This is a genomic window from Providencia sp. 2024EL-00732, from assembly GCF_044006275.1.
GTDB classification, from domain to species: domain Bacteria; phylum Pseudomonadota; class Gammaproteobacteria; order Enterobacterales; family Enterobacteriaceae; genus Providencia; species Providencia huashanensis.
In genome coordinates, this window is record NZ_JBIPDG010000010.1 from 1 (window position 1) to 12,971 (window position 12,971).

The window sequence follows — 12,971 nt, forward strand, 5'->3', positions numbered from 1 at the left end:
TAAGTAGGTGACTAAGGCGAAAAACATAGCTAACACCCCTGCAAATTGAAGGGTAGCGATTTAAGCTATACCCTAGATAATTCAGTTTGTAGGTAGGCGGCAAGCGACTGAGACCTTAGGAGCATACATAAGTATGTGACTAAGGCGAAAGAGCGTAGCCAACACCCCTACAAACTGAAGTATGACGGGTATAATGGGTATATGAAAAAAGGTACATTTTACCAACTAACACAAGCCTCACCGCTTCCTGATCTTGAAGCCCATGAATGGCTAGCTTGCGAGCTTGCTGCTCAATTGTGGCGTAATGGGAAGCGAGTTCTGATTGCTTGCGAAACGCAGCAACAGGCAGAAAAAATAGATGAAACCTTGTGGCAGCGTGACCCACATCAGTTTGTTCCCCATAATTTAGCGGGTGAAGGCCCTCGTTATGGTGCGCCTATTGAAATTTGTTGGCCTGCCAAACGGGGAAATACGCCACGTGATATACTGATTAATTTACAAAATCAGTTCGCAGATTTTGCCACGGCTTTCCATGAAGTGATAGACTTCGTACCTATTGATGAAACTTTAAAACAGTTGGCGCGTGAGCGGTACAAAATATACCGTAGCGTCGGCTTCAATTTGACTATGGCGGCGCCGCCAACTTACTGAATACAAAAGATAATGGAAAAGAAACCAGATAGCCCAATGAATGAGCCTTCGCTCGATAAAACCTATAACCCCGCAGAAATTGAGCAATCACTGTATGCTCACTGGGAGAAAAGCGGTTATTTCAAACCTAATGGGGATACCACCCAAGATAGCTTCTGTGTCGTCATTCCACCACCGAACGTCACTGGTAGCCTGCATATGGGGCATGCCTTCCAACAAACCATCATGGATACCATGATCCGTTACCAACGTATGCAAGGTAAAAATACCTTATGGCAAACAGGTACTGACCACGCAGGTATCGCGACTCAAATGGTCGTTGAGCGTAAAATTGCGGCAGAAGAAGGCAAAAACCGTCACGATTACGGCCGTGATGCATTTATTGACAAAATTTGGGAATGGAAAGCAGAATCTGGCGGCACTATTTCTCAACAAATGCGTCGGCTAGGCGACTCTGTTGATTGGGAACGCGAACGCTTCACCATGGATGAAGGCTTATCTAAAGCTGTTAAAGAAGCTTTCGTTCGTCTCTACAAAGAAAACTTAATTTACCGTGGTAAGCGCCTTGTTAACTGGGACCCAAAACTGCACACCGCAATTTCTGATTTAGAAGTTGAAAACCGTGAAGTTAAAGGTTCTATGTGGCACCTGCGTTACCCATTAGCTGACGGGGCAAAAACCGCCGAAGGCAAAGACTATTTAGTCGTTGCTACTACACGTCCTGAAACCATGTTGGGAGATACTGGCGTTGCTGTTAACCCAGAAGATCCTCGCTATAAAGATTTGATTGGTAAAGAAATTATTCTACCAATTGTTAACCGCCGTATTCCTATTGTTGGTGACGAGCACGCCGATATGGAAAAAGGCACGGGCTGCGTGAAAATCACCCCAGCTCATGACTTTAATGACTACGAAGTCGGTAAGCGCCATCAGTTAACGATGATTAACATGATGGATTTAGATGGTAACGTACGTAGCGAAGCTGAAGTTTTCGATACTAACGGTAACCCATCAACCGCTTATAGCAGCGAAATGCCTGAAGCATACCGTGGCATGGAGCGCTTTGCAGCACGTAAAGCTATTGTGGCAGAGTTTGAGCAATTAGGCCTACTCGTTGAGGTGAAACCTCATGACCTCACCGTCCCTTATGGCGATCGTGGTGGTGTCGTTATTGAGCCAATGCTAACTGACCAATGGTATGTACGTACTGAGCCTTTAGCCCGTGATGCCATCAAAGCTGTCGAAGACGGTCGTATTCAGTTCGTTCCTCGCCAATACGAAAACATGTATTTCTCGTGGATGCGTGATATCCAAGATTGGTGTATTTCTCGCCAATTGTGGTGGGGTCACCGCATCCCCGCGTGGTATGACGAAAAAGGCAACGTCTACGTAGGTCGTGACGAAGACGAAGTTCGCCGTGAAAACAACTTAGGGGCAGATATCACACTACGTCAAGATGATGACGTTCTAGATACTTGGTTCTCTTCCGGCTTGTGGACATTCTCCACCCTCGGCTGGCCAGAAAATACAGATGCACTGAAAACTTTCCATCCAACCGATGTATTAGTCAGTGGGTTTGATATTATTTTCTTCTGGATCGCCCGAATGATCATGATGACCATGCATTTCATTAAAGATGAAAATGGCGAGCCACAAGTTCCATTTAAAACTGTTTACATGACAGGCCTGATCCGCGATGAAGAAGGCCAAAAAATGTCGAAATCCAAAGGGAACGTTATTGACCCACTGGATATGATTGACGGTATTTCTCTGGAAGATTTACTCGAAAAACGCACAGGCAACATGATGCAGCCACAATTGGCTGAAAAGATCGCTAAACGCACCCGTAAAGAGTATCCAGAAGGAATTGAAGCCCACGGAACCGATGCACTGCGCTTTACTTTAGCGGCATTAGCGTCAACAGGTCGTGATATCAACTGGGATATGAAACGCCTGTCTGGTTACCGTAACTTCTGTAATAAACTCTGGAATGCGAGCCGTTTCGTGTTGATGAACACGGAAGGTCAAGATTGCGGCCAAAACGGCGGAGAGATGAGCTTTTCACTCGCTGACCGCTGGATCATGGCACAATTTAATCAGACAGTGAAAGCTTACCGCGATGCGTTAGACACTCACCGTTACGATATCGCAGCGGGTATTCTGTATGATTTCACATGGAACGAGTTCTGTGACTGGTATTTAGAGCTGTCTAAACCTGCGGTTCATAAAGGTAACGAAGCACAAGTTCGTGCGGCTCGTTTCACTTTAATTGAGGTATTAGAAGGCTTACTGCGCCTTGCACATCCTATCATTCCGTTTATCACTGAAACCATCTGGCAACGCGTCAAAGTAGTGAAAGGTATCGACGCTGATACTATCATGCTACAAGCGTTCCCTGAGTTCGATGCGGCTAAAGTGGATCAACTCGCGCTGAGTGACCTTGAGTGGATCAAAGAAGCGATTATCGCCGTGCGTAATATTCGTGCTGAAATGAATATTTCCCCAGGTAAACCGCTCGATGTAATGCTGCGTGGTGCTTCTGCCGATGCGAAACGTCGTGTCGATGAAAACCAGAACTTTATCAAGTCAATGGCTCGCTTAGAAAGCATCTCAGTATTAACTGAAGGTGAAGAAGCGCCTATATCTGTCACCAAATTAGTTGGTGGTGCTGAGTTACTGATCCCAATGGCGGGTCTAGTAGACAAAGACGCCGAACTGGCTCGTTTAGATAAAGAGCTGGAAAAAGTGATTAAAGAGATCGAAACCATTGAAAACAAACTGGCAAATGAAGGTTTTGTAAGCCGTGCACCTGCTGCGGTAGTGGAAAAAGAGCGTGAGCGTTTAACCGCTAATATTGAAGCGAAAGCGAAAATTGAAGCGCAAAAAGTGACAATTGCCTCTTTATAACGGTTCATTAATTTAGCCGACTTGAAAGCCCTTATTGGTTTACTAATAAGGGCTTTTTCTTGCTGAATAATTCGAGTATCATCAAACGACTGCGTTCGCAGTTCTCAGATTGAAGTTCCCTTCTGGTTCTCTCTACACTGAGTTGTACACAATAATAATCAAGAGTTTCACATGACAACACAAAACTATAACGTTCGACTTATTGAACAACAAGATAATGCAGGGATTGCCGCGGTGATCCGTGAAGTTTCTGCTGAACATGGCTTAACTGCAGATAAAGGCTTTGCCGTTGCAGACCCCATCTTAGATACCTTATTTGAGGTATACAACAAACCCCGTAGCGCTTATTGGGTGGTAGAAATGGATGGGGAAATTGTCGGTGGCGGCGGTGTTTCACAACTGGCAGGCGGCGATAACGAAACAGCGGAATTACAGAAAATGTATTTATCTTCCGTATTACGTGGCAAAGGCTTAGCCAAAAAAATTGTGCAGATGTCACTGGAGTTTGCGAAACAACAAGGTTATACCCGTTGCTATTTAGAAACCACCAAAGACTTACAAGCCGCAATTAAGCTATACGAAAAGTTAGGTTTTGAATTTATTGATGCCCCTTTAGGTAATACAGGCCATAGCGACTGTGAAATTCGTATGTTAAAAGCGTTGTAATTATAAAGCTTATAAGGGTAGTCAATATGCTATCCTTATTTATCTAATATTCTTTAGATAATAGATTTTTTATGATCCCACATTTATATCGAGAACCTATTTCATCACTATGTTCTTGTAAAATAATTAGTTCCTTCTCTAAGTTAATTAATTTTTCAATATTTTCTCTCACATTAATTAAATGCGTATTAATAACAGATTCAACTAATTGGCAATCATTACTATTATTATCCACTAAGTCTAATAGTTTTTTTATTTCGCGATGAGACATATTAAGACTACGGCAGTTTTTAATAAACCTTAGTCTCTCAATGTGATTTTCACTATAGCTTCGATAGTTATTATCATTTCTATTAGGAGGAATAATTAACCCCTCTTTTTCATAGAAACGTATAGTCTCCCTTGGAATGTTGAATAGTTTTGATAATTCACCTATTTTCATTATTGACCACCTAAAAACGGATACAGCCCATTGTAAACTTTCAATAATACTAATCCTTACCATCATTGTAATGTCAAGAAAAAAACATATTTTTTTCATTTGTCCACTATATTATTAAAATATATAATTAAATTTATTAGTATCGTATTTTTTGGTTCTTTTGGTATATAGAATTAGCCAGATGACTAGCTAATTCTATTCCTTCTTCTAAAACCTATTCACTAAACTATGCATGATATCTTAGCATTGTTTCTCTCCTATATTTAGCAGGGGTCACTTTCAATTCTCGCTTAAATGCTCGTGTTAGCCCTTGCTGACCATCAAATCCATACCTGAAAGCGATATCAATGATTTTATCATTGGTTTCTTTCAAATCTGTTGATACCCTTAACAAGCGGCTGATTAAAAGATATTGTCCTAAACTCACACCAACCGTATTTTTAAAAATACGTTGGAAATACCACTTTGAATATCCTGCTCTATCAGAGATTTCCGCTATCTGTAGTGGTTTATCTACATTCATATCGATCCACAAAAGAATATCTTGTATTACATTTTCTCTAATGGTTTGATGACTCATCGCTCATCTCCTTAATAAAACCGAATGGCTTTACTGATAAAATGTGACATGTCCTCGAAGTTGATTTTCACCGCTTGCGCCAACAATTTTATAGCGGCTCGCTCCTAACTTTTTAGCTTCTTGCTGAGCCTGCATTTCAATTGATGACAAACTAGCATCACCAACAAAAGTCTTTGTTACTAATATTTTTCTGTGAGGTTCTGTTGAGGAGTTATTTTCAATTATTTTATTTGATACCGGCTGAAAGTTAACCTTATTACCGGAAGCCAAACCCTGGTAACTAAATAAACTTAACGCTAATAAAACTATCATCTTCTTCATCATTAACCCTTATTTAAGTATGTATTTAAATTAATGATTATTATTAAAAACCTTAAAGTAGATACAAGGTCAATAGCTTATTTCTATTTTTGCACAGTATATTTTAGTCAATTAATCATAATTGAATTAATTAAAGGTTCCTTTTCGATTTTTAATATCCTATTAAAGCCTTATTAAATTAAAACGGTTGACCTTACAACTACTGTAACCTTTACCCTGCCCAAATATTTCTTATTCAAGTTTTAAGCTAACAATGAGATCAATTAATTAGGTAAGGTTTATTATGAAAATAAAAATCGGGATATACGCTACATTTGTTGTAGCTATGGGCATAAGTGGTCTAGTTATTGCTCAAGACGCAAATAATGATAACAAATCAGAAACAGCAAGTTCCACCATACTTCCCAAAGTGCCTGTAGCAGAAGTTATTCAACAAGAAATTGTCCCTTCCTCTGAATTTACAGGCTATTTAGCGTCTCCCAAAATCGTGGATTTACGCCCTCGGGTTGGTGGACGCATTAATTCGATAGAAATTCCAGAGGGGAAACTGGTTGAAAAAGGGGATTCACTCTTTCATATAGATCCGCGACCCTTTCAAATAGCACTACTTGATGCAGAAGGAAAATTAAGCCAAGCAGAAGCTTTAGCCATACAAGCTCAGCGAAATTACCAGCGCCTCAAAGGATTAGTCAATAAAGGGGCGATTTCCCGTAAAGACTATGACGATGCCCTTTCTATACTTTCGGCTAATAATGCGCAAGTAAAATCCGCCAAAGCAGCCGTAGAGTCCGCTAAATTAAATTTATCTTATACCCAAATCCGTTCACCGATTGCGGGTCGAGTTGATAGAGCATTTATTACTGAAGGTAATTTAGTGACTGGTGGGGATACGAATGAGGCGACTCGCTTAACCACGATTGTTTCTATTGACCCAATATATGCTTACTTTGATATTGATGAAACTACCTTTCATAAACTAACAAGTTTACAGCCGTCAACAATAAAAAATAGCGCGACAGCTTTACCTCCAGTGACCATACGGTTACCAAATGAAAAACATACGCAATATACTGGCACCCTTAATTTTATTGGCAATCAAATCGAGAGAACGACTGGCACAGTAAAAGTCAGAGCGGTTATCGCCAATAAAGATGGCAAATTGATACCCGGTACGTTTATTCGTGCACAACTGCCTATAGGAGAAAAAACACCTTCAATTTTAATTGATGACCAAGCGATTGCTTCTAATCAAGGGCAGAACTACGTCCTCGTTCTAGATAAAAATAATAAGGCAGAATATCGCCCTGTGGAACTAGGCGCCATGATTGGCGGCCTCCGAGTCATTAATCACGGTTTAACTGCTGGTGAGAAAATTATTATTAAAGGCCTTATTAGACCCGGTATGGAAGTCATGCCTAATCCTATTCCTATGCATCCCTCATTAGCAGCAGAAGCAACTCAGTCAACCACGAACAACAAACATCTGACCGTCAATGAAGTTGAGGAGAAACAATAATGAAGTTTCCTCATTTCTTTATACAGCGCCCTATTTTCGCTATGGTTTTATCAATATTTATAGTGATAGCTGGGGTATTAAGCTTTTATAAGCTTCCCCTAAGCGAATATCCATCGGTAACACCGCCGACAGTTCAAGTTATTGCGAGTTATCCTGGTGCCACCCCAAAAGTGATTGCAGACACCGTTGCCTCCCCCATTGAGCAAGCAGTAAATGGCGTCGAGGGCATGCTCTATATGAGCTCACAGATGTCAACCGATGGAAAAATGGTGCTCACAATCTCGTTTAGACAAGATGTTGACCCCGATATCGCGCAGATCCAAGTACAAAACTTAGTATCACGCGTTATTCCCCGTTTACCCCAAGAAGTTCAGCAAATTGGCGTTACCACAGAGAAAACTTCACCGGACGTACTAATGGTTGTCCATATGTATTCGCCTAATAATGTCTACGAACCTCTGTTTGTTTCTAACTATGCATTACTCAATGTCCGTGATGAAATCGCAAGACTACCTGGAGTGGCAAGCGCATTAGTATGGGGTGAAGGTGAATATGCGATGCGAGCATGGATTGACCCAACAAAAATAGCCTCATTAGGGCTAACCGCAAATGATGTCGTTGCCGCTATTCGAGAACAAAATGTCCAAGTTGCTACAGGCTCTATTGGGCAACAACCGAATGCAACATCATCATTTCAAGTTAGTATAAACGCCCTTGGACGACTCACAACTGAAGAACAATTTGGCAATATTATTATTCACTCAGGAGAAGATGGACAAGCCACCTATTTAAAAGATGTCGCTAGGCTAGAGCTAGGTGCCGATAATTATTCACTTCGTAGTTTGCTGAATGGGCAAAATGCGGTCGGGCTACAAATTGTGATGAGCCCAGGGGCAAATGCATTAGAGGTTGCCGAATCAGTCAGAGAAACTATGGCGCGTTTACAAGCTAACTTTATCGAAGGAATCGATTATAAAATCGCCTATGACCCAACCATATTTGTCAGTGCTTCTTTAAAATCTGTCGCCATCACACTGCTTGAAGCCACCATATTAGTTGTCCTGGTTGTTGTTTTGTTTTTACAAAGTTGGCGTGCTTCTATTATTCCATTAGTCGCTGTACCAGTATCCTTAATCGGCACATTTGCCTTTATGTACCTGTTTGGTTTTTCTCTAAATACGTTATCTTTATTTGGTTTAGTTATCTCAATAGGAATAGTTGTCGATGATGCTATTGTCGTCGTCGAAAACGTTGAAAGGCATATTTCAGAGGGCTTAGCCCCAAAAGAAGCCGCATTTAAGGCAATGGAGGAGGTTACAGGCCCAATCCTTGCGATTACCTCAGTTCTAGCCGCCGTTTTTATTCCCACCGCATTTTTGTCTGGCCTACAAGGGGAATTTTATCGTCAGTTTTCATTAACCATTGTTATTTCGACAATTATTTCAGCAATTAACTCGCTAACGTTATCCCCTGCCCTTAGCGCGATTTTGCTCAAATCCCATGATAAAAATACAAAGTTAGATTGGCTTACTCGTATTATCAATGCAATATTTGGTCGTTTCTTTACAAAATTTAATGTTTTTTTCAATACATTATCTAACAAATACGTTCTAATCGTACGCCGTTGTATTCGAGGAAGCTTAATTGTTCTAGTGCTATATCTGGGGTTTGTTGGGCTAACCGCATTAGGCTTCAAAGTAGTGCCTAATGGTTTTGTTCCCGCACAAGATAAATACTATTTGATTGGCGTTGCTCAATTACCATCCGGTTCATCTCTCGATAGAACAGAAGCCGTTGTCAAAGAAATGTCACGCCTTGCATTGATGGAACCAGGAGTTGAAAATGTAGTGGCTTTCCCTGGCCTCTCAGTGAATGGGCCTGTTAATTTGCCTAACTCTGCCCTCATGTTTGCCATGCTCAAGCCTTTTGATGAGCGAACTGACCCCTCCTTGTCTGCAAATGCGATTGCAGAGCGCTTAATGGGCAAATTCAGCCAGATACCTGACGGATTTGTTGGTATATTTCCTCCACCTCCTGTGCCTGGACTTGGTTCAATGGGGGGTTTTAAAGTACAAATCGAAGATAGGGCTGACCTAGGTTTTGATGCATTAGCACAAGTGCAAGAACAAATCCTTATGAAAGCGATGCAATCACCCGAGTTAACAGGAATGATGGCTAGTTTTCAGACTAATTCCCCACAAATAGATGTAGATATTGACCGTGAGAAAACCAAGTCTCAAGGAATAACACTGACCGATATCTTCGATGCTTTACAAATCAATTTAGGTTCTCTCTACGTCAATGACTTCAATCGCTTCGGTCGTACCTATCGTGTTGTTGTTCAAGCTGATACTCCATTTAGAATGGACCCAAAAGATATTGAACTGATCAAAGTGCGTAATAAACATGGCGAAATGATCCCTTTAAGTGCATTAGTGACTATTACTCGTACAAATGGCCCAGACCGCGTGATCCATTATAACGGCTATCCTTCCGTTGATATTACTGGCAATGCAGCTCCAGGCTATACCTCTGGTCAAGCAACTAACGCAATGGAGAAAATCTTACGTGATACCTTACCTGAAGGAATGGATTTTGAATGGACAGATTTAACTTACCAAGAACAATTAGCGGGTAATTCTGCTCTCTATATTTTCCCATTAGCTGTACTATTTGCCTTCTTAATATTAGCTGCCCAATATAACAGTTGGTCGTTACCATTCTCAGTATTACTAATAGCCCCAATGGCACTACTGTCAGCAATTACGGGAGTCTGGTTGCTCGGCGGGGATAATAATATTTTCACACAAATTGCCTTTATTGTACTGGTCGGTCTTGCGGCGAAGAATGCTATCTTGATTGTTGAATTCGCAATAGTGCAAGAGAAGCAAGAAAAAGATCCACTAACCGCTGTATTGGAGGCTTCGCACCTAAGATTGCGCCCTATTTTGATGACATCTTTCGCCTTTATTGCTGGAGTTATTCCACTGGTACTAGCCACTGGAGCAGGCTCTGAAATGAGACAAGCAGTGGGGATCGCGGTATTTTTCGGCATGTTAGGCGTCACCTTCTTCGGCTTATTGCTAACCCCTGTATTTTATATGACGATACGGAGATTAACGTCCAAGAAATCAACATAACGTATATTTTATCCGATAAGGAAGCTCACTAAGCACAAGTAGTTTGGTGAGCTTTCTATTTAATCACCAAATAAAATTCATTATAAAACAAAAAAATAAAGGAAATTATCATTAATATAAATAAAAATTAAAAAATAGCACTTGACCTTACCCTTAAGGTAAACGTTAGTCTTTACTCAATAAAGACATTCAAGAGGGTAGGTCCATGACAACAAATATCTCTAATACCTCAGTCAATAGACTGAGCTTGCCAGTAGAAGGCATGACCTGTGCATCCTGCGTTGGTCGTGTTGAAAAGGCATTAAAAGCGGTTACAAATATTGATACGGCTGTGGTGAATTTAGCAACAGAACGTGCTGATATCACCTTTAAAGGTGATGTTGATCCAGACGTAGCAATCCGCGCGATAGAAAGCTCAGGTTATAAAGTGCGGGAAGAAACAACCGAACTGGCGATCGAAGAGATGACCTGCGCATCGTGTGTCGGTCGCGTTGAAAAAGCATTATTACAAATACCGGGTGTAATTGAAGCGAATGTTAACTTAGCAACAGAACGCGCCCGTATTCGCCATTTATCTGAAGTGGTCACTATCGCCACTTTGGAAGAAGCCATTGTTCAAGCTGGCTATAAACCTCGCCGTTTATCAGATACAACGACCAATGCAAATGACCAAGCCAATGAGCGCCGTGAAAATGAAGAGCGCTCTCTACGTCGTGCGTTGTTCACTGCGGCTATATTTACCTTACCAGTATTTATTATTGAAATGGGTTCACACTTTATTCCAGGTATTCACCACTGGGTATCAGAAAACCTTGGGCAGCAACTCAATTGGTATATCCAATTTATATTAGCAACCCTTGTTTTGTTTGGTCCTGGTTTGCGCTTTTTCCAAAAAGGAGTTCCAGCACTATTACGCGCTGCGCCTGATATGAACTCACTTGTTGCTGTAGGTACTGCCGCGGCTTATGGGTATTCAGTAGTAGCAACGTTTATCCCCCAAGTTCTCCCAGCTGGCACCGCAAATGTGTATTTTGAAGCAGCTGTCGTTATCGTAACGTTAATTCTACTTGGTCGCACATTAGAAGCGCGAGCGAAAGGAAAAACCTCCCAAGCGATTAAACGCCTTGTAGGGTTACAAGCTAAAACGGCTCGTGTAGAACGCGATGGAAAAATGATTGAGATCCCTCTGGATCAAGTTATAACGGATGATATTGTTTTCGTTCGCCCTGGTGAAAAAATCCCTGTAGATGGTGAAGTCATCGAAGGCGCTTCCTATGTTGATGAAAGCATGATCACAGGAGAACCTGTTCCTGTATCTAAAGAAGTAGGTTCTGAAGTTGTTGGCGGCACAATAAATAAAACAGGCGCGTTTAGTTTTCGCGTCACTAAAATTGGTTCAAACACTGTATTAGCCCAGATAATTCGTTTAGTTGAAGAGGCACAAGGGTCAAAATTACCTATTCAAGCGTTAGTTGATAAAGTCACGATGTGGTTTGTACCTGCCGTTATGACAGGTGCCGTGATCACATTCTTTATTTGGCTAATATTTGGCCCAGACCCAGCCCTGACCTTCGCATTAATTAATGCTGTTGCTGTACTCATTATCGCATGTCCATGTGCAATGGGCCTCGCAACACCGACATCTATCATGGTTGGAACAGGAAGAGCGGCTGAATTAGGTGTTCTATTCCGCAAAGGCGAAGCATTGCAAGCTCTACGCGATGTCACTGTAGTTGCTCTTGATAAGACGGGGACATTAACAAAAGGACGTCCAGAGCTCACTGACCTAGTCCCTGCAGATGGCTTTGAATATGATGAAGTTTTATCCTTGGTCGCTGCAATTGAAACCCGTTCTGAACATCCGATTGCGGAAGCAATTGTCAACGCAGCAAACGAAAAAGGTCTGACATTTGCGGCAATTGAAGAATTTGAAGCTGTCCCAGGATTTGGTATTTCAGCCAGAGTAGATGGTCGAGCAGTCTCTGTTGGCGCCGATCGCTTTATGAAACAACTCGGATTAGATGTCAGTCACTTCCAGCAATCTGCGCTACGACTAGGAGAGCAAGGAAAAAGCCCATTGTACGCAGCTATTGATGGTCGCTTAGCTGCAATTATCGCCGTAGCTGATCCCATTAAAGAAACAACACCAGAGGCTATTAACGCGTTACACGCTTTAGGTTTAAAAGTTGCCATGATCACTGGTGATAATGCAGCGACTGCCGCAGCTATCGCTAAACAGCTTGGGATTGATGAAGTTGCCGCAGAAGTATTGCCAGATGGTAAAGTTTCAGCCCTAAAACAGTTCCGTAACAATGGTAATAAAGTCGCATTTGTTGGTGATGGTATCAACGATGCCCCAGCATTAGCCGAAGCAGATGTTGGATTAGCAATTGGTACAGGAACAGATGTCGCTATTGAAGCCGCAGATGTCGTATTGATGTCAGGAGATCTACGCGGTGTTGTTGATGCCATTGCATTAAGCCAAGCAACTATTCGTAACATAAAACAGAATCTGTTCTGGGCATTCGCTTACAATGCGCTATTGATCCCAGTAGCCGCAGGCTTGCTATACCCAATTAACGGAACTTTGCTTTCACCTATTTTAGCAGCCGCCGCAATGGCACTTTCTAGCGTATTCGTATTAGGTAATGCCTTACGTCTAAAACGCTTCCAAGCCCCTATGAAAGATAGTATGGCTCAAACTCAATAAAGGACTTAATCGCCAGACTTTATAAAGTCTGGCTTTAC

General features: G+C 41.7%; 9 protein-coding genes. 6 read left to right on the forward strand and 3 right to left on the reverse strand.

Translation table 11 applies throughout. The features are described 5' to 3' along the window. The first annotated feature begins 201 nt into the window (after positions 1–201). The 3 genes from ACHB7C_RS14980 (at position 202) to ACHB7C_RS14990 (ending at position 4,224) form a co-directional block, all read left to right on the forward strand. Positions 202–651 (forward strand): DNA polymerase III subunit chi, encoded by a 450-nt coding sequence (locus ACHB7C_RS14980; protein WP_034782118.1) that lies wholly within the window; start codon positions 202–204, stop codon positions 649–651. 36 nt (positions 652–687) lie between these two features. Beyond that, the gene (locus ACHB7C_RS14985) at positions 688–3,558 is read left to right on the forward strand and encodes a valine--tRNA ligase (protein WP_198861468.1); all 2,871 of its coding nucleotides are present in this window, start codon (positions 688–690) and stop codon (positions 3,556–3,558) included. A 171-nt stretch (positions 3,559–3,729) separates the two neighbouring features. After that, a complete protein-coding gene (locus tag ACHB7C_RS14990) occupies positions 3,730–4,224 on the forward strand; it encodes a GNAT family N-acetyltransferase (RefSeq protein WP_042845687.1) in 495 nt (164 codons plus the stop codon). 43 nt (positions 4,225–4,267) lie between these two features. Here the strand turns inward: ACHB7C_RS14990 and ACHB7C_RS14995 are convergent, their stop codons facing one another. The 3 genes from ACHB7C_RS14995 to ACHB7C_RS15005 all read right to left on the reverse strand — a co-directional run bounded on the left by ACHB7C_RS14995 (position 4,268) and on the right by ACHB7C_RS15005 (position 5,567). Continuing rightward, positions 4,268–4,666 (reverse strand): MerR family transcriptional regulator, encoded by a 399-nt coding sequence (locus ACHB7C_RS14995; RefSeq protein ID WP_042845688.1) that lies wholly within the window; start codon positions 4,664–4,666, stop codon positions 4,268–4,270. A gap of 226 nt (positions 4,667–4,892) precedes the next feature. Further along, positions 4,893–5,246: a helix-turn-helix domain-containing protein gene (locus tag ACHB7C_RS15000; protein WP_042845689.1), complete on the reverse strand. Its 354-nt coding sequence runs from the start codon at positions 5,244–5,246 to the stop codon at positions 4,893–4,895. Positions 5,247–5,276: 30 nt separating this feature from the next. Next, on the reverse strand, positions 5,277–5,567 hold the full coding sequence (locus tag ACHB7C_RS15005) for a DUF1471 domain-containing protein (RefSeq protein ID WP_226619061.1): 291 nt from the start codon (positions 5,565–5,567) through the stop codon (positions 5,277–5,279). A gap of 283 nt (positions 5,568–5,850) precedes the next feature. On the opposite strand from ACHB7C_RS15005, the gene ACHB7C_RS15010 reads away from it, so the two are divergent. The 3 genes from ACHB7C_RS15010 (at position 5,851) to ACHB7C_RS15020 (ending at position 12,933) form a co-directional block, all read left to right on the forward strand. Next, on the forward strand, positions 5,851–7,083 hold the full coding sequence (locus tag ACHB7C_RS15010) for an efflux RND transporter periplasmic adaptor subunit (protein WP_395347760.1): 1,233 nt from the start codon (positions 5,851–5,853) through the stop codon (positions 7,081–7,083). Next, positions 7,083–10,223 carry an efflux RND transporter permease subunit gene (locus ACHB7C_RS15015; protein ID WP_166685216.1) on the forward strand — a complete coding sequence of 1,047 codons (3,141 nt, stop codon included), beginning with the start codon at positions 7,083–7,085 and terminating at the stop codon, positions 10,221–10,223. Before ACHB7C_RS15010 ends, ACHB7C_RS15015 begins: the two co-directional genes overlap by 1 nt. Before the next feature lie 205 nt (positions 10,224–10,428). After that, entirely contained in the window at positions 10,429–12,933 is a 2,505-nt protein-coding gene (locus ACHB7C_RS15020; protein ID WP_042845693.1) for a heavy metal translocating P-type ATPase, read from the forward strand. Positions 12,934–12,971: the final 38 nt, after the last annotated feature.

Bases quoted from the DNA above. Each gene is read 5' to 3' on its own strand.
- ACHB7C_RS14980 (WP_034782118.1), top strand. From the start codon at position 202: ATGAAAAAAGGTACATTTTACCAACTAACACAAGCCTCACCGCTTCCT.
- ACHB7C_RS14985 (WP_198861468.1), top strand. From the start codon at position 688: ATGAATGAGCCTTCGCTCGATAAAACCTATAACCCCGCAGAAATTGAG.
- ACHB7C_RS14990 (WP_042845687.1), top strand. From the start codon at position 3,730: ATGACAACACAAAACTATAACGTTCGACTTATTGAACAACAAGATAAT.
- ACHB7C_RS14995 (WP_042845688.1), bottom strand. From the start codon at position 4,666: ATGAAAATAGGTGAATTATCAAAACTATTCAACATTCCAAGGGAGACT.
- ACHB7C_RS15000 (WP_042845689.1), bottom strand. From the start codon at position 5,246: ATGAGTCATCAAACCATTAGAGAAAATGTAATACAAGATATTCTTTTG.
- ACHB7C_RS15005 (WP_226619061.1), bottom strand. From the start codon at position 5,567: ATGAAGAAGATGATAGTTTTATTAGCGTTAAGTTTATTTAGTTACCAG.
- ACHB7C_RS15010 (WP_395347760.1), top strand. From the start codon at position 5,851: ATGAAAATAAAAATCGGGATATACGCTACATTTGTTGTAGCTATGGGC.
- ACHB7C_RS15015 (WP_166685216.1), top strand. From the start codon at position 7,083: ATGAAGTTTCCTCATTTCTTTATACAGCGCCCTATTTTCGCTATGGTT.
- ACHB7C_RS15020 (WP_042845693.1), top strand. From the start codon at position 10,429: ATGACAACAAATATCTCTAATACCTCAGTCAATAGACTGAGCTTGCCA.